Raw genomic sequence first — 25,315 nt, forward strand, 5'->3', positions numbered from 1 at the left:
TAAAAATTAACACGAAGTCCTGAATCGTGCTGGCTATTTTTTGGTATGTTCTTTCACCAAGGGTCAACACGCATTAGTTATTTAGATAGCAAAATCTTCTAAAGATTTGCCATTTTCAAGAGCTTGTTTGTAAACACGAGGCATACGTCCTATGCCTGTCCATCTGTGAATATTTCCTTGGTCGTCTTTTAATTCGAATTTAACCGGACGCTTTTTACCCGTGGTGGATTTTTCAGAAGGAGATGATTTTAAATCACTCACCTCAAGGCCCGCTTCTTCAAGTTGCTTTTGAATTTCAGCTATCTTCTTTAATTTTTCTTGTTTGGCTTGTTCTTCAGCTTGTTCTTTTTCAACACGCTTGGCAATAATACCAGCCAGTTTTTCCTGAACTGCTTCCAGTTCAGCAATGCTTAATTCCTTAACAGCACCTTGTAAACGCCTTCCATGAGTGAGTATTTCTAAAAAATCGCTCATTAATTAACCTTAATTTAGAAGTGTAAAAAATCCCCTGAATAATAGTTAATTTTTAAATAAAATAAAAGCCATGAAATATGGCTTTTAAAAGAGAAAGTGTTTACAGGTATAATTACATATTTGGGTAATTTGGCCCGCCGGTTCCTTCAGGTGTTACCCAGGTAATATTTTGTGACGGATCTTTAATATCACAGGTTTTACAATGAATGCAGTTCTGTGAGTTTATTTGAAAACGCTTTTCGCCATTTTCTTCTATTATTTCATATACACCGGCTGGACAATACCGCTGTGCTGGCTCAGCATACAAGGGTAAATTAATGGTGAGCGGGATATCTGCATCTTTTAAGACTAAATGGCAGGGTTGATCTTCTTCATGATTCGTATTTGACAAGAACACGGAAGACAATTTATCAAAACTCAATTTACCATCAGGTTTTGGATAGGAAATGGGTCTTACCATTTCGGCTTTCTTAAGTTGTGCGTAATCTATTTTATTGTCAGTTAATTTAAACAGTCGTTTTCCGCCAAAAATATTTTGTTCAAGGACATTGTAGGCGCCACCTATAAACGTACCAAATTTGTGAATTGCTGGCCCAAAGTTGGCTGCGCTCTCAAGTTCCTTGTACAACCAAGATTCCTTAAACCTCTTTTTGAAGTCCGCTATAAAATCTTCAGACTGGTTCTTTGCGATGGCATTTACAATGGCATCGGCGGCTAAAATACCTGATTTCATCGCAGTGTGATTTCCCTTAATTTTGGCGAAATTCAATGTTCCAGCATTACAGCCAATTATTATTCCCCCTGGAAATGCCATGTCCGGAATGGCGTTAAGGCCGCCTTTCGTAATCGCTCTGGCACCATAAGACACGCGTTTTCCATTTACCAGATATTTGGCATAGACAGGATGATGTTTCATTCGTTGAAATTCATCAAATGGACTTAAGTAGGGGTTGTCGTAATTTAAATCGACAATTAAACCGACAAAGACCTGATTGTTTTCGGCATGATAAAGAAACCCCCCTCCGTTCGTATTAGTCAACGGCCATCCAGCGGTATGTACAACTAATCCAGCTTCGTGAAGGTCCGGGTCTATATCCCAAATTTCTTTAAATCCAATGGCGTAATGTTGTTCGTCACTGGTTTCATTAAGGGCAAATTTATTAATAAGCTGCTTACCTAAGTGACCGCGACAGCCCTCTGCGAAAATAGTGTATTTCGCTCTTAATTCCATGCCCGGCATGAAACTGTCTTTTTGTTCACCATTCGCATCCAGACCCATATCGCCGGTGATAACACCAACCACTTTGCCAGTATCGTCGTAAATAACCTCTGAAGCTGGAAAGCCTGGGAAAACTTCAACACCAAGTGACTCAGCTTTTTCAGCAAGCCAACGACACATGTTCCCCATGGAAGTAATGTAATTACCTTGGTTATGCATGGTTTTTGGTACCAAGGCTCCGGGAATTTTTTGAAAGCTGTCCTCGTCTTTTAAGAAGAAAATATCGTCGCGAGTGACTTCTGTATTTAGCGGAGCAGACTCTGTTTTCCAGTCGGGAAATAGTTCTTCCAATGCGCGGGTTTCAAACACAGCACCAGACAAGATATGAGCACCAACTTCTGAACCTTTTTCAACCACGCAAACGGACAGTGTGAGGTTTTGTTGTTCGGCTAATTGCATAATACGGCATGCCGAAGAAAGTCCGGCGGGACCGGCACCAACAATGACTACATCGAACTCCATTGACTCACGTTCCATGATTTTCTCCTCTTGGCTACTTTTGCCTGGTTTGCTTAAGGGAATCGAACCACAAACCAGGGGGAATATAAGTTGACGTTTACGTTAACAGCAAGTACATTTCCTACAAGTTTACGTTAACGTAAAGATAATGTCAGCGTCTATTTGTTGAGACACTGTTAATAGGCGAATAACATTTACGCCAATATAGTTTATAAACATGGGGTAAGTGAGTTTTTTAAAAAGCAACTTCCCATTGAATGAGGTAAAAGATGAAAATACTTGTACCTGTAAAGCGCGTTATTGATTATAACGTGAAGGTTCGCGTTAAAGCTGATGAAACAGGCGTCGATCTGACTAATGCCAAAATGGCACTCAATCCATTTTGTGAAATTGCGGTTGAAGAAGCCGTTCGTCTCAAAGAGAAGGGGGTTGCCAGCGAAATCGTCGTCGTCTCCATTGGCGATAAATCTTGCCAGGAACAATTGAGAACGGCGTTGGCACTGGGTGCTGACCGCGCCGTTCATATTGAGACAGATTTACAGTTGTCTTCGCTGCATGTGGCAAAGCTGCTTCACAAATTATATGAACGAGAACAGCCTCAGCTAGTCATTCTGGGTAAACAAAGCATAGACTCCGACAACAATCAGACCGGTCAGATGTTAGCGGCTTTGGCTGAATTGCCTCAGGGTACATTTGCCTCTGAAGTGATTATCGATGGCGATAAAGTTAACGTCACACGAGAAGTTGACGGGGGTCTCCAAACTGTCGCGCTTTCAATGCCTGCAGTGGTGACTACTGATTTGCGCCTTAATGAGCCTCGCTACGCTTCGCTGCCTAACATCATGAAGGCAAAAAGAAAGCCTATGGAAGTTCTGCCTGCAGCAGAGTTTGACGTTGACCTTACAGCTAAGGTGAAGATCGTTAGCGTCACGCCACCCGCCGAACGTGAAGGCGGCGTCAAAGTGGCAGACGTGGCAGAGCTAGTTGAAAAGTTAAAGAACGAAGCGAAGGTGATTTCATGAAGATCCTGATCATTGCAGAACACGACAATAGCCAGTTGAAACCAGAAACAGCTAAATTGGCAGGTGCGGCTTCCAAACTGAATAGTGAGATGCATGTTTTAGTTGCGGGTAAGGTGTCCGAAGAGGTTATTAGTGAAGCTGCAAAACTCAGCGGCGTAACCAAGGTCATTGTCGCTAGTGACGAAGCTTATGCTCATCAACTAGCGGAAAATACGGCAGCGCTGGTGGTGTCTCTTGCTGACGGATACAGCCATATTTTGGCGGCAGCTACAACGACAGGGAAAAACTTTATGCCCCGTGTTGCTGCATTACTCGATGTAGAACAAGTTTCGGATATCATCGATATTGCTTCCCAGGACACGTTTGTGCGGCCTATCTACGCAGGTAATGCCATAGCCACCGTGAAGTCAGAGGAATCTGTTCATGTGTTAACAGTGCGTACATCTGCATTTGATGCTGTATCGGGAGACGGAAACGCTGAGATAGTTCAACTCGATAAGGTTATACCGGCCACAAGTTCAGCGTTTGTAAGTGCATCTCTCACGGAATCAGAAAGGCCTGAATTGACTGCTGCAGAGGTAATTATTTCCGGCGGCAGAGGAATGCAAAATGGCGATAACTTCTCTTTGCTTGAAGGGATTGCTGATAAATTAGGTGCCGCCATAGGTGCTTCCAGGGCAGCGGTAGATGCTGGTTTTGTGCCTAATGATATGCAAGTAGGTCAAACGGGAAAAATCGTCGCTCCGCAACTCTATATTGCAGTAGGTATTTCTGGAGCAATCCAACACCTTGCTGGGATGAAGGATTCAAAAGTCATCGTTGCTATAAACAAAGATGAAGAGGCACCTATTTTCCAGGTAGCAGATTATGGCCTGGTGGGTGACTTGTTCGATGTACTCCCACAACTGGAACAAACCCTGTAAATAAAGCCGGCCGCGGCGTGCGGCCGGGTATTTACACTTTTACGATAGAATTTTCTTCCATGCTGACGGGAGAGGGGCGATAGGCATCTGCCTGCCAGTCATTTTCCCAGGTTTCATCGTCGATGAGATAGCGAAAAGCATATTCAGCATCAGCATCAAGATTGACCGTTTGCGTAAAATCGCCATTTTTTAACTTCTTCATCGGCGGCACACTTTCGTCCCACGCATTAAAATCACCGATTAACCGGGCCGTTTGAGCATCGCCTGCTTCACTGGCTGCTAAACGGAATGTGACTTTACATACAGGTTTAGACTTTAAGTACTGTTTCTTCAAACTCATGACATCCCTCATTTCACAACGTTATCTGATTACAACTTACGGCTAAAAATCAGACAGTTCAAGCCCTTTTTAAATAATGTTGGGGCGTTCTCCACGCATTGTAAACGGGCGATTAAGCTTGATGTTTTTTTGTTAACAACATGCTTGAGTCTATGTGTTTCTAACTGAAATAAAATTTAACAAACTATATCGCGGTGGTTTAGCACTTTAGGGTTAGAATCTGCGATGTCTATATAAACTGGTTGAACTGCAACTAGGTGGCACAGAAATTAGAGAGGTACGTATTTTATCTCTCTGGGTCGTTGTTGATAAGGGAAAGAACATGTCTAAGAGCGGATTGTTAAAAACGTTTGGCCCGCTGATTGTGATAGTTATAGCGATAGTGGTAGCCGTAGTGCTTATCATGTCTAAGAAACCGCCGGAAGAGAAAACGGTTGAAAAGAAAGACTTTCTCGTGGAAGCATCTGCCTATTACCGGCAGCCCACCTCCTTTGTCATCAATTCTCAGGGAAATGTTGTACCTAAAAATGAAACTCGCTTAAGTGCACAGGTGAGTGGACAGGTTGTGCTTATAGCAGACGTTTTTGTTTCCGGTGGTATGTTCCGCAAGGGAGATGTCCTGGCGGTGCTAGAGCAAGATGATTACCAGACCGAAGTGAAGCTGGCAGAAGCGGAATTGGCTCAGGCAGAAGCTGCGCTGGAAGAAGAAATTGCCAGAGGGAAGGTAGCTGAACAAGAATGGCGATCAGTAAACAGTGTGGTGCCGCCATCTCTGGGCTTGAGAAAGCCTCAATTGGCCAGGGAAAAAGCGAATGTCAAAGCTGCAGAAGCAAAATACGAGAGAGCTAAGCGTAACCTTGCGAGAACTGAAGTCCGAGCCCCATATGACGGGATTGTAATAGCGCGGAGTATTGATGTTGGACAGTTTATCGGCGTTGGTACAGAAATAGGTACACTTTACTCAACGGAAGTGGCGGAAATAAGGTTGCCCATAACTGAATCTGAACTTGCGTTTATAGATGTAAACGGCAGCCTGAAAGATGCTGCGTCTGTGTCCATCCATGCGGTGGTTGCCGGAGAATCCCATGAATGGCAGGCTAAATTGGTTCGTACTGAAGGTATTTTGGACGCAGGTAGCCGTGTTATATATGCTATTGCTGAAGTTGTAGATCCTTACAACAGAGGCCAATCGAATCATAACCGGATATTGCGTTTTGGTCAGTTTGTAGAAGCGAATATTACGTCGTTGAAAACACAGCCTTTATTTGTATTGCCAAAAAGTGCACTTCGGCTCGATGGAACTGTTTTGACGGTTTCTGATGAAAATACACTGCAAATTAATGCGGTAGAAGTAGCAAGAGCAACAGCAAAGCACATTTACCTGCACAGCGGCATTGAAAATGGAATGAAGGTCATACTCAGTGTGGTGCCTAACCCCTATGAGGGAATGAAATTACGGGTTGCGGGTGAAGAGTTATTGTCCGACGGCGATAAACCAGCAGCAATAGGCAAGCCAATTTCACTCAGCGATGAGGGGAGTGAAAATGAGTAAAATTGATACCCACTCTGGCGTTATTGCCTGGTTTGCTAGAAACAATGTCGCCGCTAACCTGCTTATGGTTATTTTGCTTGTTGGCGGTTTATTTTCAGCATTTTCAATTCAAAAGCAGGTATTTCCGGCATTCGAGATAAATGTGATAAATGTCAGGGTTCCCTATCTTGGCGCAGCTCCTCAGGAAGTTGAGGAGGGGGTAATCTTAAAAATTGAGGAAGCGGTAAAAGATCTTGATGGCATCAAGCAAATTACATCAACAGCGGTCGAAGGATTGGGAACTGTTAGCATTGAGGTTGAAGAGGACTACGACGTTCAGGAAGTGCTGGATGAAGTGAAGGTGCAGGTTGATGCCGTTCCCAGTTTCCCTGGCAATACAGAAAAGCCCATCGTGTACCGACAGAAAATTCAGCAAGATGTAATTTGGATTTCTGTTTATGGTGATGCGACAGAACGAGAACTTAAAGAGTTTGCAAAAGGCGTTCGCGATGACATTGCCAACCTTCCGGGGATCTCTTCAGCCACTGTGGTTGGGGCGAGGGACTATGAGGTGTCAATCGAGCTTTCTGAAACAGAGTTGCAAAAATTCAATCTCACTTTTTCTGATGTGGTGAACGTTGTCAGGCAATCGAGTGTGGACTTGCCAGGTGGTGCCATAAAAACTGATAACGGAGATATATTATTACGCACAAAAGGCCAGGCTTATACTGGCGATGATTTCGCAAAAATTGTATTGATTACTCAGCAAAATGGTACCCGGGTTACCCTTGGAGACGTTGCACATATTAATGACGGTTTTGTGGAAGATAATCAATTTTCTCAGTTCGATGATAAAAATGCCATACACATTCGCGTTAGGGCGGTGGGCGACCAAAATGCGCTGGAAATTTCAGAACAGGTAAATAAATATCTCGACGATAACAAGGCGGAGTTTCCTGCAAATATTACTGCAGATTCCTGGGGGGACTTTTCGTTTTACCTTGCCGACAGGCTAAATATGATGTTGTCGAACATGTTCTTCGGCGCGCTTTTAGTTTTTATCGTATTGTCCCTGTTTCTGAAAATTAAACTGGCATTTTGGGTTATCTGGGGTTTACCTGTGTGTTTTCTCGGCGCGCTGTTTGTCATGCCCTTAGACACCTTTGATGTGTCAATTAACATGCTTAGTTTATTCGCATTTATCCTTGTACTGGGCATTGTTGTTGATGATGCCATCATCATGGGTGAGTCAGCATATTCAGAAATCGATAAGAAAGGCCATAGCGCAGAGAATGTCATCGCGGGGGTGAAGAAAGTAGCCATGCCCGCCACGTTTGGTGTGTTGACCACAGTAGCTGCATTCACGCCCATGTTAATGGTGTCTGGTCCCTTTGGTGTCATCTGGAAGACCATTGGCTGGGTTGTGGTTATTTGTTTGATATTTTCCCTTATCGAGTCAAAATTAATCTTACCTGCACACTTGGTGCACATGAAACTTAAACCCTATGATCCTGCAAAAGCCAACGCTTTACAGAAATTCAGGGATTTCTTCAGCGAGGGTATTAAGCGCTTTATCGATAATGTTTATGCCCCATTTTTGCATACCGCTATCTCTGCACGATATCTGACCCTTTCGATATTTGTAGCAATGATGATCATCACCATAGGTTTGTTCCAAGGGGGGCTGGTTCGTTTTGTATTTTTTCCAAACATTCCCAGTGATTTTATGCTGGCCTCGTTTGAACTTGAGCCAGGTTCTTCCATTCAACAACGGGATAAGACGATTCAGGCGATGTTGGATGCCATGCATAGAATGGACGAAAACGTTGAGAGTGAGTCTGGCGAGAAAATTATTAAACACGCTATTGCCTATGACAACGGCTCAACATCCGGTGAGATTTTTGTTGAGCTAACCAAGGGTGAAAGTCGTCAAATGAAAGATTTTGAAATTCATCAACGGTGGCGTGATGAAATGCCGGAAATTCCTGGGATAAAGTCTTTAAATATTGGCTCTCCAGGTGGAATGGGAGGGGCTGATATCAGCTTCGAATTTAGCTCTTCAGGCTTTCAGTCACTTGAAGCCATCAGTGGAGAATTAAAGGCGCGATTGGCTGCGTTTGAGGGTGTTTCAGACATCAACGATACGCTGGCAAGTGGCAGTGATGAAATTCAACTTTCTGTGACCCAACAAGCAGAAGCGTTGGGCATTACCTTACAGCAGCTAGGACAGCAGGTTCGTTACGGCTTTTACGGTGCTGAAGTACAAAGGGTTCAGCGCGATGATGAAGAAGTTAAGGTTATGGTGCGATACCCCAAAGAGGAGCGTTCGTCAATTAGTCACTTGCAAACGATGCGGGTGCGGACTCCCACAGGCGAGGATATTCCCTTTGAAGAAGTGGGCGAGATAAATTTGGGCAAAGGGTACGATTCTATTGTTCGTGTTGATGGGAGTCGCTCAGTTACTGTGTCTGCGAAGATTGATAAAGATCGTATTAACCCAGGTGAAATAACCCGCGAAGTTACTACCAAGATTGTACCTGATATACTTGAACGTTACCCCGAGGTTAACTTTAAATTACAGGGTAATTCAAAAGAAGAACAGGACGCGATGCTGGGATTGGTAAAAGGCCTTGCTTTTGCACTCTTTGCCATTTATGCATTGCTTGCTATACCGTTGCGTTCATATTCTCAGCCGTTGATTATTATGTCTGTCATTCCCTTTGGCCTTGTGGGAGCGATTTTCGGTCATTTGGTTTTAGGCCTGGCCGTTAGCGTATTGTCGATTTGTGGCATCATTGCGCTCTCTGGGGTAGTGGTGAATGACAGTCTGATAATGGTCGATTTCGTGAACCGGTCCAGAAAAGAAGGGCACAGGTTAATTGATGCTGCTATTCAAGCGGGTACACAGCGATTCAGAGCCATCGTTCTGACGTCACTTACTACGTTTATGGGGCTGATGCCCATTGTATTTGAACGAAGCTTACAAGCACAAATTGTGATTCCAATGGCAGTTTCATTAGCATTCGGAATTTTATTCGCCACTGTTATTACACTTATCTTGGTTCCCTGCCTGTATTTAATAATGCATGATCTGCGTAATTTATTTGCAGGAAAAAAAGATTCAACAACAAAATATACCGTTACAAAGGATCCTGAAATCGCAAATTGATGTTAATTTAAACAAAATGCTTGATATGTGAACGCATATACAGTACTGTTTACTTATACAGTAAATGAGGTGTTGCTATGTACACAGGCATGAAAAATATCGATAAGCTTATTTCACGTTATGGAATTCGTTTAGACAAAGGCCGAGATGTATCTCAGTGTCTTCAGGTACTTCAAGGGGGCACTGCAGATAGTATTGGTATGCACGTTCCATACTGTATATGGCGAATCGTGGAGTCTGCCCCGCAACATGTGAATTTCAAGCTTCATACGTGGTATTTGCCGCACAGAAGTGCACGCCTTGCGAGTTTTCTTATTGACGAACAAGGCGATGTGATCGAGCAGGTTTACTTTCAGCGTGATGCGAATTATGTCAAGGCGTGCAAAAAGTTACAGATATTAGTGTCTGAGGCACAGAAAAAAGCAACCCAGAGACACGATATTGCGGCATGATTGAGCTTCTGATCACCGTTTCTTACCAGGAAGACGTGCGAGAACACCGTATAGCGACTATAACTACATAGGAGCAAACAAGGGAACCGCAATTGTGAAATTACTTCTGGTGGAAAACGACGATGTACAGGCTGAGATATATCAGCTGTCTTTGTCGGAAAGTTTTGATATTAGTACAACGCATTCCTTTGAAGCCGCACAACAAGTGTTAGCCACGTCGAATTTCGACATTATTGTTTGCAATTGGGAAATTGACAACCTTAATGCCACCTGCCTGGCAGCTAATACACATCGTGATGACCCACTGATCACGCCAATTATTGTTGTGGTCAGTGAAGACAATCGCGAATCGAGTATGATACAAGCTTATAATGGTGGTGTATCTTACTACATCACAAAGCCATACAAAGTCATTCAGTTTACCGAAACACTTTTTGCACTTAAGCATCAGTTACTTACCGTTAGACAAATGCGGGCGGATAATCAGCAAAAAGCGGCTGATACACTATCTGCAAAAACTGATTCAGCGTTATACGAACTCGGAATTTCCATTCTGGCGGAAACAGTTAAGGCTAGATCAATTCCAGACATAGCTAAAGCCACGATTAATGCCTTTCGCTTAAATGGCGTTCAGGTGGCAATGGAGTTTCGCGATGGGAGTTGCCCAGTTCATTTTGATACAAACTTACTGCCTTGCGATGATACCACAGTAAAAGTGTTTTCTGTTCTGCGAAGGCAAGGGAGTACATATCGATTTGGACGTCGAACTTTGGTTAACAGTGCAGACGTTTCATTGTTAATTAAGCATGTCGCGGACAAGTCGGGTGGGGCCCATGATACGTTATTATCGATGTGTAAAATGCTGGTGCCAGCAATAAATCAGCAGGTTACGGCTGTCATGAAAGATAGTGCTCTGGCGAAAACCCATCAGGACTTATTGCACTTTTCTTCTCACTTAAATGATGCAAATACGTCTGCAGAAAGACAAAACCTTGCTGGCGCAGAGCGTTTAGCCATTAATATTGTGGAAGCGCTAAACGCAGATTTAAACGTTTCTTACCCACTTAGCCGTATGTTGGAAATTGTAGAAACAGCATTAGAAACTTCGAATGGCAATGGGGACAAGAGTACGTCTCTAAAAGACTTGGTTAACTTGTATACAGGTATTGAAGAGCGTTTAAAAGATCGGATGCTGGATATGGGGGTAAAGGCCGATACGTTGGTTTTAGAAAGCGACGATGAAGATTACCGTGATCTTGAGTTTTTCTAATTGAAGCGGCCAACAAGGGCCGCTTCCTGTAGTAAATGACGAATTAAATGTCTGGCTTAAATTGGTTAGAGTACCGAAACCAGCGCCTTTGCCAGGGCATCGACGTTTTTCTGGTTAATTCCAGCTATATTCACGCGACTTGAATCAACAAAGTAAACACTGTGTTTACTGCGTACTTCTCTAACCTGTTCCGGGGTAATACATAGGAATGAAAACATTCCTTTTTGCGTATTGAGGAAGCTAAAGTCACGGTTTGCACCATTCTCGGCTAACTTATCAACTAACATGGTACGAAGGGACTGCATGCGGTTACGCATCTCATTGACTTCTGTCATCCATTCTGTTTTCAAAGCGTTGTCGGCCAGGATAATATCGACCAGCGCGCCTCCCCAGCTTGGAGGCATAGAGTAAATTCCTCGAGCCACAGACTGAATTTGTCCTTGGGCAATTTTTTTCGTCGCACTGGTTTCTGTTATAATTGCTGCCAAGCCAGTTCTTTCACGATAAAGACCAAAGTTTTTCGAACAAGAAGCGGCAATGATTACTTCAGGTAAGTTTTCTGAGAGCAAGCGGATACCATAGGCGTCTTCTTCAAGACCGTCACCAAAGCCAAGATATGCTACATCAATGAACGGAAGGAAACCTTTTTCCTGCGCTAGTTTGAGGATTTCATCCCACTGAGCATTTGTCAGATCAGCACCAGTAGGGTTATGACAACATCCATGCAATAACACGACGTCACCTTTACCTGTTTGCGATAGGGTGTCCATCATGGCGTCAAAATTAATGCCTTCAGCCTTTTTATCAAAATAGGGGTAAGTCTCAATTTGTAGGCCTGCAGATCCAATGAGGGGGATGTGATTTGCCCAGGTCGGGTCACTCACCCACACTTTCATATTATCGCCACAACGTGCCAGGAGCTCAGATAAGATCCGTAAAGCACCGCAACCACCGGGTGCTTGCACTGCGGCAACACGGTCAGCCATTATTACTTTGCTGTTTTTACCGAGGAGTAGTTCAAGCATGCCATCAATGTAGCCTTGATGACCTTGTGGTGTGATGTAAGTTTTAGAGGTTTCACGTTCCAATAGGATCTGTTGCGCTTTCGCCACAGATGTCATTATTGGTGTATTTCCCTGTTCGTCTTTATAAACGCCTACGCCTAAATCAATTTTTGCCGAATTGGTATCTTCGCGAAAAGCTGCTGATAGGCCCAGGATTGGGTCGGGAGCGAGTTGGGGTAAAACTTCAAACACAGTATGTCCTCACGTTGCGTGATAATTAAGCGAGTCCGGCATTATGCCACCGCCAACGCAAAATACGACCCCAAAAATTAAAAAATTACGCAATATTATGGGTTATTTTTACCGTACAAGTGAAAAAGTGAAATTTGCCTCTCGTTCACCGATATATTCACCACCAGGCCCATAGCTATATTCAACAAATTGCGCTTCACCGAGTTTGTTTACCAGAAGAACGGTGGAGCAGCGAGTACCATATTCTTCCCCACTAATAAAAATAGACGACAAACGTTTCTCCCACAGGTAGGGCACACCAGTGTCGGGAAGCTCGTTATCTTCTGCGCGTTTTGTATTATGCAGTATGTCGAGGAAGTCGAAGGGAGTAATGACATCTCTCTCCATCACTTTTTGCTCCAGCGCTATAAGCCCTGAGGTGACTTTGGGCCAAGGTGTATTTAACGCGTCATTTGACAGACCGTAAAATCCATTGCTTAAATGTTGGACGGTATCATTGTGGTTATTATAAACCGACAAGTTTTTCCAATTCCCGAACAACAGGTTGTAGCCTTCGTAATGCCCGCGTGTCGTCGATAAATTCTCGTGAAAGCGCTTATGTGAGCCATCATAGGTGAGGTACTTAACCACAAGTTCGCCTCGACTACGCTTGTTCGACAAGGTTGTCTGTGGCGCTCTGATATTTGTAATTGCTGCCAGGTTGCCATGGTCAGCCAAGCCGAACCAGGTTCCACCAGCCACTAAATCCCGGCCGCCATAAATTGAAGGGTGATCTGACCAACGCTGCGCGTGATGGGTGGGGCGGTGATGAAATTCATCTCTGTTTGCAGCAATAATGAGGGGATAATCGTCCCTTACGTTATTAGCAATCAATAAAATACACATTAGGCGTAGCATGTTGAAATTTATTATGAGCCAGCATATTACAAATAGTGTTCGCTGGCACTAAATTGCCACTGGGATGCGCATCGAGTTTACGGTAAAATTATTCTTTTTGCTTGGTTTGTTTTCTCACTACCTGCAGACAGATCAATGATATCTGTTTGTCCGGTCATCAAGCTTTGACACTTTATCAATGTGGAGTTTTACACTGTGAATAAAAAGGGATTCACTACCCGTCAGGTACACGCAGATCTGTGCTTAAACACACCTGAACACGGCGCAGTTCATACCAGTACAACGAATTCAGTTTTATTTGCTTTTGATGATGCTCAGGGCATTATAGATGCTTTTCAGGGTAAAGTAGCTGCGCACGTTTATTCACGCTCTTCATCCGGCTCGGTTGCAGCCTTGCAGGGTATGCTAAACGACATGGAAGGTGGCGTAGGGGCGTTGTGTTTTGCCACCGGAATGGCGGCTATCAGCAGCACTATGTTTGCACTGTTAAAAGCCGGTGATCACATTATTGTCAGTCAATATTTATTTGGCAATACCCGTTGTTTAATGGACACACTTGACGATTTTGGTGTACAAATCAGCTTTGTCGATGTGACCCGGGTTGAGGAAGTCGTCGCCGCTTATCAACCCAATACCCGCATGGTGTATACGGAAACTATCGCCAATCCAGTGACGCAGGTGGCCGATGTGTCAGCCATAGGGCAGTTTTGCAAACAGCAAGATCTATTGTTCGTGTTGGACAACACAATGACACCTCCTCCGCTATTCAATGCAAAAAGTGTTGGTGCATCGTTGGTGATAAGCTCGTTAACCAAATACGCATCCGGGCATGGAAATGTTCTCGGTGGAGTTGTCGTTGATTTAGGGACATTCAACTGGCAACATTTCGCCAATATTAAACCCAATTATCAGGTAGCGGATACAGGTCAATGGGGGCTTACCCAAATCAAGAAGCGCGGTTTACGCGACATTGGCGCGACATTGGCGCCGAGTTCGGCACACACCATAGCGACGGGAATGGAAACGCTTGGTCTTCGCATGCGACAAAATTGCACCAATGCAGTAAAACTGGCTACCTATTTAGAAAGTCACGAGAAAGTCACTAAGGTCTATTACCCGGGTCTTGCCGAACATCCCCAGCATTTCATTGCCAGAGAAATTCTACAAGGGGGCTATGGTGCCATATTGAGTCTGGATCTTGTTGACGGAATTGACCCTGTTAGTTTTATTAACCAGTTGCAACTGGTGATATGTGCCACACACCTTGGGGATAACCGGACGCTGGCACTACCCGTTGCTCCCACAATCTACTTTGAAAATGGTCGCGAGGAGAGGGTTAAAATGGGTATTTCTGAAGGAATGATACGCCTTTCCATCGGCATTGAAGACACGGAAGACCTGATTAACGACTTTGAACAAGCGTTAGCCGCGATGGCGAATTAGTTTGTTTTTGTAAAATATCCGTTATTGCAGCAGCAATTTTACTACAAACCTGATAACATGCATTTAGCAAGTATGCGGACATTCATTTTGTCGTATGATGTTTTGGCGAACTTTTGTACGTTTTTGATAGTTTAATGCCGCTGCTTGCTCCATTTTTTCCTGCCAAATAATGTAGTTGCATTACACATCACCAACATCAAAAATTTTTATCTAAAAAAATATACAATTTAATTTGAACTAACGTAATTGCTCGTTGACTAAATCAATGCAGTTAGCGCAAAGAAGCGAAATGATTTTGTTTCTTGTTGCTAAAGTGTGTTCCAAGTTGAGTGTGCTTGATTGCCCCGCCCAGAGCGGGGCTTTTTTATTTTACATCGCTGCTTCGATATCCTTCACCAAAACTGGGTCATTTGGTTTCACCTGACTACTATAATGATTCACGATGTTTCCTTTAGCATCGATAAGATACTTATTAAAGTTCCAGCTAGGAGCCTTCCCAGTTGCTTTAGTTAACATACGGTAAAGTGGATCTTGCTCATCTCCTTTGACGGTTGTTGGTTCGAACATGGGGAATTTTACCCCGTAAGTAAGTTCACAAAGCTCTGCTGTTTTTCCTTCGTCTTTATATTCTTGATTGAAGTCATGAGATGGAAAACCAAGAACTGTAAAGTTGTCATTTTTATACTTTTCATAGATGGATTCGAGGCCTTCAAATTGTGGGGTGTAACCACAGTAACTTGCTGTATTAACAACTAATATGGCTTTACCTTTGTATGCATCGCATAAATTGACGGTTTCCTGAGAGTTGAGTTTTCTTTTTACAAATTTTAAAACAGAGGGGCACGAGTCTGCCAAAGAGGTGCTGGCAAACATTGTCAATGTGAGTAACAGTAATAATTTTTTCATTTGATTCTCTTCTACATGGCAAATTCTATGAGCATACAAATAACGCAGACTCTTCAAAAAAGCTTATGAACGCACTTTCTAAACGTCGCGACAAGTCATAAAGTAGTATCGATAAACCTGACGTGATGTAATGAACTTGTATGTATACTTATTACATCCCGGTCTAATTGAGGTTGTTCACAACTCTTAGTAATACCGGTTATTTGCTTTTTAAGCTAGTCATGGGTATCAAATCAATTCATAACACATAAAAGAACAATTCATAATGAAAAAAATGTTAAGCATTTTGGCGACAGTCGCACTTTGCGAATCATTATCAGCATGTATGGCAACGGTCGAAACAGTTGGCAGTGACGTTAAACCAGAAGCGGTAATAACAAATCCAATGCCCCCAGTACACCCGGATGTAGTCGAGTTGCAAACCGATAATACAGCCATCACTCTTGAGCAAATCATGGCCGATCCTCAATGGATTGGGAACATGCCAATACGCCCGGGCTGGAGCCTTGATAGTCAGAAAATCGTTTATGAGCAGCGCAAAAAAGGGAGTCATCTTTACGATGTTTACGCGGCATCGGTAACCAGCCCAAAAAACGCTAAAGCTGTACCCCTGTCGGAAATCTATCAATATCGGTTCGATGAGAAGGTGGTTAGTCAGAACGGCAATATTATTGCATTTCGAGTAGACAATAGTCTGTTTGTGAAAAAACAAGACAATACTATTGTTCAGTTAACCCGAGGTGGAGAGGCGCTACGGGGGATCCGTTTTATGACCGACGGACGACTCAGTGCCAGAAGTGGTAATAGTATTATTGCGATAAACGTTGAAACGGGGCAACGTGAAGTACTTTTGAGTTGGGCGTTTTCTGATAAACCTGAAGCAGTGTCTCCGGCTGGTGATTATATCGCCAGGGAACAACACGCGCTCATTGAATATGTGGCGGAAAAAAGACAACAAAGGGAGGCTGCGTCACAGCGAGAGCAGGATGTGCGCTTGGTGAGTCCCGCTTATGCGCCCGAGACTCTGTATTTTAATAAAGATGACCGTTTGGTAAGTGCTTCTGTGTCTCCTGATGGTAATTATGCACTAATTGCAACCACTGAGAACAGGGGAGCCAGCAGCGACAGTGATATCATGCCACATTACATTCAGGAAGACGGCAGAATCGCGTCAATCAGAGTGCGACAGCGAGTAGCAGACAGCGAGGAGGTTCAACACGATGTTTGGCTCATCAATCTCATTTCAGGGAAAAAATCAAAGCTTTCATACGTGTCTTTACCGGGTTATAACGACGATGTTTTAGCCTCTGTCAAAGCCGAAAACGCCGCGGCACGAGGGGAAACGTATACGGTTAACCGCTTACCAAGAAAAATAAAGTTATTGAGTGGTCGAAATATCAATAACCCTTCTATTCGATGGCATTCAAGTGGTAAAAATGCAGCCCTTATGTTGGAGGCTGCAGACAACAAAGACCGCTGGATAGTAACCGTTGACTTCAAACACAGCACATTAAAAGTCGTAGAACGTCTGCACGATGATGCATGGATTAATTACAGTCACAATCAGTTTGGTTGGCTTAATCAATCAGCTACGTTATTTTATCAATCAGAACGGGATGGCTATTCGCACCTTTACCTACACAAGCCGGGAGACACCCCAAGACAGTTAACCCATGGTCAGTTTGTCGTAGAGTCACCGTCGCTTACGCGCAACGACGAATATATTTATTATACTGCCAATAAAAAACACCCTGGCATTTACGAGGTTTATCGCGTATCCACTTTAACAGGTGAAAGCGAAGTATTAACCGAGCTCAATGGCATCACCGATTATGTTCTTAGTCCCGATAGCAACAGCCTTTTGCTTACTCATAGTAAAGTCAATCGGCCACCAGAGCTTTTTATTAAACCTGCGGTGACAGATGCACCTGTACAACAGATCACCCAAACGGTAAGCGACAAATTTTTATCACTGCCTTGGGCAGTACCTCAGATAGTGGCAATACCGTCTTCTCATTCAGCGCAGCCTATTTACGCGCGAATTTACTTACCGGAAAATACGATGTCAGGCCCTGCCAGAAAAGCAGTGGTGTTCAATCACGGAGCGGGTTATTTACAAAACGCCCACCTAGGTTGGTCAGGCTATTTTCGTGAGTATATGTTCAACAGCATGCTGGTTCAGCAAGGCTATGTGGTGATGGATATGGATTACCGAGCGTCGAAAGGGTATGGGAGAGACTGGCGAACAGCAATTTACCGTCAGATGGGGACCCCTGAAGTTGAGGATTTGCAGGATGGCGTTAACTGGTTAGTAGAGAACGCCAATGTAGATGTAAACCGAATCGGTACTTATGGTGGTTCTTACGGCGGTTTTTTAACCTTTATGTCTATGTTTAATGAGCCTGAACTTTTTGCTGCCGGTGCAGCGCTTCGGCCCGTAACTGACTGGGCGCATTACAATTATGGTTACACGTCCAATATTTTAAATACCCCAGATATAGATCCTATTGCCTATAAGCGCAGTTCGCCTATCTATTTTGCAGAAGGATTACAAAAGCCGCTGTTGATCATCGCTCCAATGGTTGATAACAACGTTTTCTTCCAAGACACGGTAAGGCTTGTACAACGCCTCATTGAGCTCGAAAAAACCGATTTCGAAACCGCAATCTATCCTGTTGAGCCACACGGATTTGTTCAGCCCAGCTCATGGCTTGATGAATATCGACGCATTTACAAACTGTTCGAAACAAACCTGTAAATCAAGTTGCACCAGTGAATAAGCTGGTGCAATCAATGAATATTTTTGTTTTTTTGAATTAATGCGCTTACGCCAGGTATTACGAAGAGCACATAAAACGTAAAGCCGGCGAGTCCACCATATAAGTGAGCGTCGACAGCCACAGATGCGTCGATTAACGCAGCCATGTCTGCTGATCCACCAAATTTTTGCTCGTATAAGATTTTTATTACAACGCCCGCAAGCAAAACCCAACCAGATTTATAGCCTGCGCGTAAGTCCATAAGCGCTCCCCAAACAAAAACACCATGTAAGGCACCAGAAAGTCCCGCATACCAAATCATATCTGTTGAAAAGCAGTAGATGCTTATACTTGTGAAAAGTGCGCACCACACAAATAACTTAAAAAAGCGCAGTATCCGATAATGTTCGCTGTGCAGAACAGTGAGCAATAATAATGCAGCTACGTTGAGCAACAGATGATTGCCATTTGTATGGACAATATTTGCACTGAGTAAACGCCAGGTTTCAAGCCCCTGAACCGCAAAGCGGTCATATGCAAGCCATTCACCTGAACTGGGCTCAAAAAACCAGGCGGTAATGCATAACAAGATAAGTAAAAGCGGGCCAGTAAAGCCTTGTTTATTTTCTAAAAGCAAGATGAAATCTTTGAACTGAGAAACCATTAGCCGGTATCATACAAAAAAAACGACAAGAAAACGCCCTAGTAGCAAAGGAGAAATCGATGAGCCAGGTATTGTCCACGATCGACAACCATATTATGACTATCTCTATTAATCGTGTGGAAAAGAAAAACGCGCTGACACCGAACATGTATCAGGATATGGCGAATGCGCTTTCACATGCCAGCGACAATGATGCTGTTAAGGTTGTACACATCAGGGGAGAAGGTGACGGATTTACTGCCGGAAACGACATCGAGTACTTCGCACAACGCAAAGAGGGCGATACCATTGCTGAGATCAACGCGTTTATGCAAGCTTTGCGCACCTGCACTTGTCCTGTGGTTGCTGAAGTTCATGGTGTTGCGGTAGGCATAGGTACAACTTTATTGCTACATTGTGACTTGGTTTACAGTGCTCCGAACACAAAATTCTGTATGCCGTTTATTAACCTTGGTTTAGTACCGGAATACGCGTCAAGCTACATATTGCCGCGTATTGCTGGCCGAAGAAAGGCGAGTGAATGGCTGATGCTCGGAGAGGTTTTTGGCGCTGAAGAGGCGCTACAATTTGGTATACTCAATGACATTGTGCCCTCAGAAGAACTTACAGGCAAAGTCGTGTCTGTATGTAAGAAACTTGCCGCGAAACCCACATTTGCACTTAAACAAACTAAATTGTTAATGAGCAATGAAGACGATGCAATAGAGAAGCAAATTAGCGCAGAACTGGATGTTTTCTTAGAAGCGCTTAGTAGCGATGCTGCTAAAGAAGCGTTCGATGCCTTTATCAATAAGCGCCCGGTTAATACTGAAAAATTTAAATAGAGTGGGGAATCCAGAGTTTGAAATTTCGTGAATTAATGCAGTCAACAGCAGTTAAAGCTGTATACCTTTCCGTCACACTTGCATTGGGTGTTCAGGCCGTTGAAAGAAACGAACCTGAAGCTGCCACCGGTTACGAGCGTAAACAGGCCCACGTCGCTAAAGATTATATGGTAGTTGCTGCCAATCCCTATGCGTCATGGGCGGGAAAAAATATCATCGAGAAGGGCGGCTCTGCTATTGATGCGGCAGTTGCAATTCAGGCAATGCTTACTTTGGTCGAGCCACAATCGTCGGGGATCGGTGGTGGTGCTTTTATTCTTTATTGGGATAACACTACAAAGACGCTGCATACATTTGATGGTCGCGAAACGGCGCCCGCTGCTGTGAATCCCTATTGGTTTTACAACGGTACAAAGTCCATGAGTTGGCTCGAGGCTGTGGTCGGCGGTAAATCTGTGGGCGTCCCAGGAGCGTTACGAGCACTGGAAACTGCACAAGAATCCTTTGGTAATTTACCTTGGAAGGAACTGTTTACCGATGCCATTAATACCAGTGCTAACGGTTTTAAGGTGTCTCCACGATTGGCACATTTGGTAGAGATTGACAGACACCCGGGTTTGAAAAAGTTTCCCTCCAGTGCTACCTATTTTTACCCGGCTGGTTTACCGCTTAAAGAAGGTGCCATCAGGAAAAATAAAGCACTGGCAGACACATTACGGCATATTGCAGAAGAAGGAGCAGACTACTTTTATAAAGGCCCCATTGCCGAAAAAATTGTCAAAGCAGTCAATAGTGCTCCCATCAACGCGGGTAAAATGACGTTAGCAGATTTAGCTTCTTATGAAGCAGTGGAGAAAAAGCCCGTTTGTGGCGATTACCGTTCTCACAAAATATGCGGTATGGCGCCGCCGAGTTCTGGCGGGATCAGTGTTTTTCAGATCTTAAAACTTCTCAAAGACAAGGATATATCTACGCTATCTCCCGACAGTGTAGATTTTGCTAACTTGTTTGCCCAGGCAAGTGCACTGAGCTACGCCGATAGAGAGAAATACATAGCAGACAGCGATTATGTGGATTTGCCATTCGCTGCACTTATCAACGACCCATATTTAAAACGGCGCGCGCAAGGAATAGCTGCAGACAAACAATGGAAGAAAGCCCGTGCGGGTGAACCTTACACTAAAGCTGCAATTTCCGTTGGAATGAACCTGGAACAACCCAATACCAGCCACTTTTCTGTTGTAGATAAACAAGGCAACGCAGTATCTATTACCACCAGTATTGAATTTATGTTTGGGTCGGGCTTAATGGTGGAAGGCTTTTTGTTAAATAACCAGTTGACCGACTTTTCATTTAATCCGGAACGAGGTGGGTGGCCCGTGGCTAACCGTGTCGAACCAGGGAAACGGCCAAGAAGTGCCATGAGCCCAACGATGGTATTTGATGAGAAAGGCGACTTGTCGTTGGTGCTAGGCTCGCCAGGCGGCAGTCGTATAGTAAGTTATGTTGCCCAGACATTGTTCGGTGTGCTTGATTTTGGTCTGAATATTCAGCAAGCCATCAACTTGCCTCGTATGACTAACAGAAACGATTACATGGCATTAGAAAAAGGTACACCACTGGAGTCGCTGAAAGCCCCTCTGGAGAAACTGGGGCACACGGTAAAAATCATCGATCTCAACTCTGGCCTGCACGGAATTCAGCTGAAAGACGGACAGCTAATTGGCGGTGCAGACCCACGGCGGGAAGGCGTTGCTGTAGGTCAATAAGCTACATGAAATGATCCGGGTCAATTCGGTCAACTTTCCACTGACCGTCTTCCTGGATCAATTGAACTGTACGTAAATCTTCAATTTTGTCGTCGTTATAAGTGCCACTGAAAAACAAGGTAACCGTTGCTTTTTCTGCAAATTCGTTACGCCCAACGCGATTTGAACCCTGTGGGGTGACAGTTACTTTATCGTATCGTAGATTGATAATGTGCCGTTGAACATTCCGGTTTGTGTGATATTTACGTAACATACGCCCCATACTTTCTGAACTCAGTGATAAAGCACGGTCAATGTTTTTATCCTGATAAACACTATCCATAAACATCACAGCAGCGTAATCGGGGGTGTTATCATCCAGCATACCGTAGCGCCCTATACCAGGCTCTTTTTTTTCACAGCCGGCTAGCAACAATAAGATAAAGAATGAAAGAAGGGTGAGGCGACGTTGTGAAATCATAATAGCTTCCATACAGCAGAAAAAATCACTACTTAACTCTGGTTTGCTTTGAAGAAAAGCAAAGGTGACATTCAATGGATGAGTATAATGACAAAAAAAAAGCGGGGTGGACACCCCGCTCTGAACTATTTTTTAGCCTTTACTGTACTTCTTCGTGATCAGTAAACTCTCCAGCGAACAATGGACTGCTTAGGTAGCGCTCAGTTCCACTAGCGAGTAATACAACGACGACTTTATCTTTGTTCTCGGGTTTTTCCGCAAAGCGTTTGGCAGCCACTACAGCGGCACCGGATGAAATTCCAGCTAATATACCTTCTTCTTTCATTAGTCGGTGTACCATGGCCATACACTCTTCGTTAGTCACTTGTTCGACTTCATCGATAAGGTCTAAATCGAGATTTCCAGGGATAAAACCAGCACCAATACCTTGAATTTTATGTGGCCCAGGGGTAAGAGGTTCACCATTTTTGGCCTGAGTGATGACCGGTGAATCAGTAGGCTCAACAGCAACTGATGTGATTGCTTTACCCTTTGTGTTTTTGATAAATCGGCTGACACCAGTGATAGTGCCACCTGTACCAACGCCGGCTACAAAAGCATCGACCTTACCTTCGGTTGCATCCCAGATCTCAGGGCCTGTGGTTTTCTCATGAATTTCTGGGTTTGCCGGGTTATCGAACTGTTGAAGCAGTACGTATTTTTCCGGGTTTGAATCAACAATTTCCTGAGCTGCGGCGACGGCGCCTTTCATACCTTTAGGTGCTTCTGTTAACACCAAATTTGCGCCCAACGCTTTGAGTAATTTGCGGCGTTCCAAGCTCATGCTGCTGGGCATGGTAAGTGTAAGTTTATAACCTCTGGAAGCCGCAACGAATGCTAACGCGATACCTGTGTTACCACTGGTTGGCTCAACAATTTCTTTGCCAGCTGTAAGAACGCCTCGTTTCTCTGCATCCCAAATCATGTTGGCACCAATGCGGCACTTCACGCTGAAACTAGGATTACGCGATTCAATTTTCGCATAGACGTTACCACCAGTGACACGGTTTAGTTTTACGAGTGGTGTGCCACCGATTGAAAGTGAATTGTCGTCAAATACTTGCATTATGATTCCTTACCTGGTTCATGATATCTGCAGACAAACGTGCCACAACCTCTTTGGCTGTTTCAAGCACACAGATATCTTTTTACCTGTATATAATTGATGTCAAAAAGCAAAATGAAAAGTGCTTTTTTGCTATATCTTAGTTTACTTTGCGATGAGGTGGATCACACCCATCATTATCTTAGGACAATATGCTTGTAACCTGGGCGACAAAACGATGGTTCTTATATTTTCAATCGTTGAACGCCATTGTGTTACGTGTATTCTAATAGGCAAAAATAATACTCAGACGGAGGACACATGGGCTTTACCGGAACATCCCAGTACATAGCAACAAAAGAATTACAACTCGCGGTCAACGCGGCCATTACCCTTGAACGGCCGCTATTGATAAAAGGGGAGCCCGGAACAGGTAAAACCTTATTGGCAGAAGAGTTGGCAAAAAGTCTGGGGTGTGAACTGATACAATGGCATATTAAATCTACGACCAAAGCCCAGCAAGGATTGTACGAATACGATGCAGTCTCCCGCTTAAGAGATTCACAGCTTGGCGATGAAAAAGTACATGACATTGCTAACTACATTGTCAAAGGTAAACTCTGGCATGCCTTTGAGGCAACACAACGCCCAATATTACTCATAGATGAAATAGATAAAGCAGATATCGAGTTTCCCAACGATTTACTTCAGGAACTCGACAAAATGGAATTCTATGTATATGAAACGCAGCAACTGGTGAAAGCGCAACAGCGACCTATCGTGATAATTACTTCCAATAATGAAAAAGAATTGCCTGATGCCTTCTTGCGCCGGTGCTTTTTCCACTATATCCAGTTTCCTTCACAAGACGATATGCGTCGTATAGTCGATGTTCATTTTCCTTCTATCAAGGCAAAGCTATTAGATGAAGCGCTTGGGGCTTTTTTCGAACTTCGGGAAATCCCTGGTTTAAAGAAAAAGCCGTCTACGTCAGAACTTATAGACTGGTTAAAACTGTTAGTTGCTGAGGATATCGAGCCCGAGGTGCTGAGGAATAAAGACAATAGTCAGAGTTTACCGCCGCTCTATGGTGCTCTTTTGAAAAACGAACAGGATATTCACCTTTTCGAAAAACTCATGTTTATGGCACGTCGTTAATGTTCATTGAATTCTTCTTTACGCTTAGAAAGTATGGCCTTGGTGTTAGTAGTCGTGAACTGTTAGATTTGATCAAGGCCGTCGAGAACCACGTCGTCTTTGCTGACCTGGAGGCGTTTTACTATGTGTCTCGTATGGTAATGGTGAAAGACGAGGCTAAATTTGACATTTTTGACCGCGCTTTTACCGATTACTTCGAGGGCGTTCAGTCAGTTGATTTGACCAATTCTGATATTCCTCAAGCTTGGTTAGAGAAGCAAATAGAACGCAATCTGAGTGAGGAAGAGCGAGCCAAACTGCAATCATTGGGCGGTCTTGATAAATTGATGGAAACCCTGAAGCAACGCTTACAAGAGCAGGAAAAACGACATCAGGGGGGGAATAAATGGGTTGGAACTGGAGGAACGTCACCGTTTGGCGCCTATGGAGATAATCCCGAGGGGGTGAGAATAGGCCAGCATGGTAGCCGGCGTCGTTCAGCGGTAAAAGTGTGGGACAAACGAACCTACAGTGACTTATCTGCAGATGCCACACTGGGTACGCGTAACCTTAAGCTTGCCCTGCGAAAGTTGAGAATGCTGGCTCGCACTGGCGTCAGCGATGAACTCGACGTAGCACAGACGATTGACAAGACAGCAAAACAGGGAGGGCTACTTGACATTCATATGCGTCCACAGAAAGCCAATGCGGTAAACGTTTTGTTGTTTTTCGATGTAGGAGGGTCAATGGACCCGTTCATTGAAGAAACAAAAGCTTTATTTTCTGCCGCTAAGACTGAGTTCAAACACATGGAGTACTTTTACTTTCACAACTGTGTTTATGAATCTGTTTGGACTGAAAATGCCCGTCGGTCGTCTTCTTCAATAGCAGTAACGGATATCATTCACACTTTTGGGCGAGATTACAAAGTCATTTTTGTGGGCGATGCTACTATGGGGCCCTATGAAATTAGTTGGCCTGGTGGTAGCGTTGAACACATGAACGAGGAGGCCGGAGAAGTGTGGCTCCGGCGACTTACCCAGCACTTTCACAGGGTAGTATGGTTGAACCCGCAACGAGAAGCTTATTGGTCCTACTACGAATCAATTAATCTGATCAGGGAATTGATGGACGAGAACATGTATCCGCTAACGCTCAACGGGTTGAACCAAGCTGTTAAGGTGTTGCAAAAATAGC

Annotated in this window: 21 protein-coding genes; 12 read left to right on the forward strand and 9 right to left on the reverse strand. The window is 44.0% G+C overall.

Features of this window, described 5'->3' with window-relative positions; genetic code table 11:
• Nucleotides 1-81: 81 nt before the first annotated feature.
• Together ACXACM_RS12675 and ACXACM_RS12680 are read right to left on the reverse strand one after the other, a co-directional pair.
• Nucleotides 82-474 (reverse strand): H-NS histone family protein, encoded by a 393-nt coding sequence (locus tag ACXACM_RS12675; RefSeq protein WP_474822139.1) that lies wholly within the window; start codon nucleotides 472-474, stop codon nucleotides 82-84.
• A gap of 112 nt (nucleotides 475-586) precedes the next feature.
• A complete protein-coding gene (locus ACXACM_RS12680; protein WP_474822140.1) occupies nucleotides 587-2,230 on the reverse strand; it encodes an electron transfer flavoprotein-ubiquinone oxidoreductase in 1,644 nt (547 codons plus the stop codon).
• Between the two features lie 251 nt (nucleotides 2,231-2,481).
• Here ACXACM_RS12680 and ACXACM_RS12685 point away from each other — a divergent pair, with 251 nt between their 5' ends.
• Together ACXACM_RS12685 and ACXACM_RS12690 are read left to right on the forward strand one after the other, a co-directional pair.
• Entirely contained in the window at nucleotides 2,482-3,234 is a 753-nt protein-coding gene (locus ACXACM_RS12685) for an electron transfer flavoprotein subunit beta/FixA family protein (RefSeq protein ID WP_474822142.1), read from the forward strand.
• Nucleotides 3,231-4,157 carry an electron transfer flavoprotein subunit alpha/FixB family protein gene (locus tag ACXACM_RS12690; protein ID WP_474822143.1) on the forward strand — a complete coding sequence of 309 codons (927 nt, stop codon included), beginning with the start codon at nucleotides 3,231-3,233 and terminating at the stop codon, nucleotides 4,155-4,157. Before ACXACM_RS12685 ends, ACXACM_RS12690 begins: the two co-directional genes overlap by 4 nt.
• Before the next feature lie 31 nt (nucleotides 4,158-4,188).
• Here ACXACM_RS12690 and ACXACM_RS12695 read toward each other — a convergent pair whose 3' ends face one another.
• Nucleotides 4,189-4,497, reverse strand: a complete 309-nt coding sequence (locus ACXACM_RS12695; protein ID WP_474822145.1) for an isoamylase early set domain-containing protein — start codon at nucleotides 4,495-4,497, stop codon at nucleotides 4,189-4,191.
• Between the two features lie 322 nt (nucleotides 4,498-4,819).
• Between ACXACM_RS12695 and ACXACM_RS12700 the strand changes: the two genes are divergently transcribed.
• The 4 genes from ACXACM_RS12700 (at nucleotide 4,820) to ACXACM_RS12715 (ending at nucleotide 10,919) form a co-directional block, all read left to right on the forward strand.
• Nucleotides 4,820-6,049, forward strand: a complete 1,230-nt coding sequence (locus tag ACXACM_RS12700) for an efflux RND transporter periplasmic adaptor subunit (protein WP_474822147.1) — start codon at nucleotides 4,820-4,822, stop codon at nucleotides 6,047-6,049.
• A complete protein-coding gene (locus ACXACM_RS12705) occupies nucleotides 6,042-9,197 on the forward strand; it encodes an efflux RND transporter permease subunit (protein ID WP_474822149.1) in 3,156 nt (1,051 codons plus the stop codon). Before ACXACM_RS12700 ends, ACXACM_RS12705 begins: the two co-directional genes overlap by 8 nt.
• 77 nt (nucleotides 9,198-9,274) lie before the next feature.
• On the forward strand, nucleotides 9,275-9,649 hold the full coding sequence (locus ACXACM_RS12710) for a hypothetical protein (protein ID WP_474822151.1): 375 nt from the start codon (nucleotides 9,275-9,277) through the stop codon (nucleotides 9,647-9,649).
• A gap of 94 nt (nucleotides 9,650-9,743) precedes the next feature.
• The gene (locus ACXACM_RS12715) at nucleotides 9,744-10,919 is read left to right on the forward strand and encodes a response regulator (RefSeq protein ID WP_474822152.1); all 1,176 of its coding nucleotides are present in this window, start codon (nucleotides 9,744-9,746) and stop codon (nucleotides 10,917-10,919) included.
• A gap of 65 nt (nucleotides 10,920-10,984) precedes the next feature.
• On the opposite strand, the gene ACXACM_RS12720 is transcribed toward ACXACM_RS12715, so the two are convergent.
• Nucleotides 10,985-12,175 carry an amino acid aminotransferase gene (locus ACXACM_RS12720; RefSeq protein WP_474822153.1) on the reverse strand — a complete coding sequence of 397 codons (1,191 nt, stop codon included), beginning with the start codon at nucleotides 12,173-12,175 and terminating at the stop codon, nucleotides 10,985-10,987.
• Between the two features lie 108 nt (nucleotides 12,176-12,283).
• The gene (locus ACXACM_RS12725) at nucleotides 12,284-13,060 is read right to left on the reverse strand and encodes an NRDE family protein (RefSeq protein WP_474822155.1); all 777 of its coding nucleotides are present in this window, start codon (nucleotides 13,058-13,060) and stop codon (nucleotides 12,284-12,286) included.
• Nucleotides 13,061-13,267: 207 nt separating this feature from the next.
• Between ACXACM_RS12725 and ACXACM_RS12730 the strand changes: the two genes are divergently transcribed.
• Nucleotides 13,268-14,515: a cystathionine gamma-synthase family protein gene (locus ACXACM_RS12730; RefSeq protein ID WP_474822156.1), complete on the forward strand. Its 1,248-nt coding sequence runs from the start codon at nucleotides 13,268-13,270 to the stop codon at nucleotides 14,513-14,515.
• A gap of 369 nt (nucleotides 14,516-14,884) precedes the next feature.
• Here ACXACM_RS12730 and ACXACM_RS12735 read toward each other — a convergent pair whose 3' ends face one another.
• A complete protein-coding gene (locus tag ACXACM_RS12735) occupies nucleotides 14,885-15,421 on the reverse strand; it encodes a glutathione peroxidase (protein ID WP_474822158.1) in 537 nt (178 codons plus the stop codon).
• Between the two features lie 265 nt (nucleotides 15,422-15,686).
• On the opposite strand from ACXACM_RS12735, the gene ACXACM_RS12740 reads away from it, so the two are divergent.
• Nucleotides 15,687-18,179: a prolyl oligopeptidase family serine peptidase gene (locus ACXACM_RS12740; RefSeq protein ID WP_474822160.1), complete on the forward strand. Its 2,493-nt coding sequence runs from the start codon at nucleotides 15,687-15,689 to the stop codon at nucleotides 18,177-18,179.
• A gap of 32 nt (nucleotides 18,180-18,211) precedes the next feature.
• On the opposite strand, the gene rrtA is transcribed toward ACXACM_RS12740, so the two are convergent.
• Nucleotides 18,212-18,844, reverse strand: coding sequence for a rhombosortase (gene rrtA / locus ACXACM_RS12745; protein WP_474822161.1), 633 nt, complete (start codon nucleotides 18,842-18,844; stop codon nucleotides 18,212-18,214).
• A 59-nt stretch (nucleotides 18,845-18,903) separates the two neighbouring features.
• On the opposite strand from rrtA, the gene ACXACM_RS12750 reads away from it, so the two are divergent.
• Nucleotides 18,904-19,668, forward strand: a complete 765-nt coding sequence (locus tag ACXACM_RS12750; RefSeq protein ID WP_474822162.1) for an enoyl-CoA hydratase — start codon at nucleotides 18,904-18,906, stop codon at nucleotides 19,666-19,668.
• A gap of 35 nt (nucleotides 19,669-19,703) precedes the next feature.
• Nucleotides 19,704-21,437, forward strand: coding sequence for a gamma-glutamyltransferase (gene ggt / locus ACXACM_RS12755; RefSeq protein ID WP_474824336.1), 1,734 nt, complete (start codon nucleotides 19,704-19,706; stop codon nucleotides 21,435-21,437).
• A 1-nt stretch (nucleotide 21,438) separates the two neighbouring features.
• On the opposite strand, the gene ACXACM_RS12760 is transcribed toward ggt, so the two are convergent.
• Both ACXACM_RS12760 and cysK read right to left on the reverse strand, forming a co-directional pair.
• Nucleotides 21,439-21,897 (reverse strand): hypothetical protein, encoded by a 459-nt coding sequence (locus ACXACM_RS12760; RefSeq protein ID WP_474822164.1) that lies wholly within the window; start codon nucleotides 21,895-21,897, stop codon nucleotides 21,439-21,441.
• A 139-nt stretch (nucleotides 21,898-22,036) separates the two neighbouring features.
• The gene (gene cysK, locus ACXACM_RS12765) at nucleotides 22,037-23,002 is read right to left on the reverse strand and encodes a cysteine synthase A (RefSeq protein ID WP_474822166.1); all 966 of its coding nucleotides are present in this window, start codon (nucleotides 23,000-23,002) and stop codon (nucleotides 22,037-22,039) included.
• A gap of 300 nt (nucleotides 23,003-23,302) precedes the next feature.
• On the opposite strand from cysK, the gene ACXACM_RS12770 reads away from it, so the two are divergent.
• Nucleotides 23,303-24,139, forward strand: a complete 837-nt coding sequence (locus ACXACM_RS12770) for an AAA family ATPase (protein WP_474822167.1) — start codon at nucleotides 23,303-23,305, stop codon at nucleotides 24,137-24,139.
• Nucleotides 24,139-25,314: a vWA domain-containing protein gene (locus tag ACXACM_RS12775; RefSeq protein WP_474822168.1), complete on the forward strand. Its 1,176-nt coding sequence runs from the start codon at nucleotides 24,139-24,141 to the stop codon at nucleotides 25,312-25,314. Before ACXACM_RS12770 ends, ACXACM_RS12775 begins: the two co-directional genes overlap by 1 nt.
• Nucleotide 25,315 lies beyond the last annotated feature (1 nt).

This window comes from Alteromonas sp. AWQ4_252 (assembly GCF_056158205.1).

Coding starts and splice junctions, on each gene's coding strand:
- ACXACM_RS12675 (WP_474822139.1), bottom strand. CDS start 474: ATGAGCGATTTTTTAGAAATACTCACTCATGGAAGGCGTTTACAAGGT.
- ACXACM_RS12680 (WP_474822140.1), bottom strand. CDS start 2,230: ATGGAACGTGAGTCAATGGAGTTCGATGTAGTCATTGTTGGTGCCGGT.
- ACXACM_RS12685 (WP_474822142.1), top strand. CDS start 2,482: ATGAAAATACTTGTACCTGTAAAGCGCGTTATTGATTATAACGTGAAG.
- ACXACM_RS12690 (WP_474822143.1), top strand. CDS start 3,231: ATGAAGATCCTGATCATTGCAGAACACGACAATAGCCAGTTGAAACCA.
- ACXACM_RS12695 (WP_474822145.1), bottom strand. CDS start 4,497: ATGAGTTTGAAGAAACAGTACTTAAAGTCTAAACCTGTATGTAAAGTC.
- ACXACM_RS12700 (WP_474822147.1), top strand. CDS start 4,820: ATGTCTAAGAGCGGATTGTTAAAAACGTTTGGCCCGCTGATTGTGATA.
- ACXACM_RS12705 (WP_474822149.1), top strand. CDS start 6,042: ATGAGTAAAATTGATACCCACTCTGGCGTTATTGCCTGGTTTGCTAGA.
- ACXACM_RS12710 (WP_474822151.1), top strand. CDS start 9,275: ATGTACACAGGCATGAAAAATATCGATAAGCTTATTTCACGTTATGGA.
- ACXACM_RS12725 (WP_474822155.1), bottom strand. CDS start 13,060: ATGTGTATTTTATTGATTGCTAATAACGTAAGGGACGATTATCCCCTC.
- ACXACM_RS12735 (WP_474822158.1), bottom strand. CDS start 15,421: ATGAAAAAATTATTACTGTTACTCACATTGACAATGTTTGCCAGCACC.
- ACXACM_RS12740 (WP_474822160.1), top strand. CDS start 15,687: ATGAAAAAAATGTTAAGCATTTTGGCGACAGTCGCACTTTGCGAATCA.
- rrtA (WP_474822161.1), bottom strand. CDS start 18,844: ATGGTTTCTCAGTTCAAAGATTTCATCTTGCTTTTAGAAAATAAACAA.
- ACXACM_RS12750 (WP_474822162.1), top strand. CDS start 18,904: ATGAGCCAGGTATTGTCCACGATCGACAACCATATTATGACTATCTCT.
- ggt (WP_474824336.1), top strand. CDS start 19,704: ATGCAGTCAACAGCAGTTAAAGCTGTATACCTTTCCGTCACACTTGCA.
- ACXACM_RS12760 (WP_474822164.1), bottom strand. CDS start 21,897: ATGATTTCACAACGTCGCCTCACCCTTCTTTCATTCTTTATCTTATTG.
- cysK (WP_474822166.1), bottom strand. CDS start 23,002: ATGCAAGTATTTGACGACAATTCACTTTCAATCGGTGGCACACCACTC.
- ACXACM_RS12770 (WP_474822167.1), top strand. CDS start 23,303: ATGGGCTTTACCGGAACATCCCAGTACATAGCAACAAAAGAATTACAA.
- ACXACM_RS12775 (WP_474822168.1), top strand. CDS start 24,139: ATGTTCATTGAATTCTTCTTTACGCTTAGAAAGTATGGCCTTGGTGTT.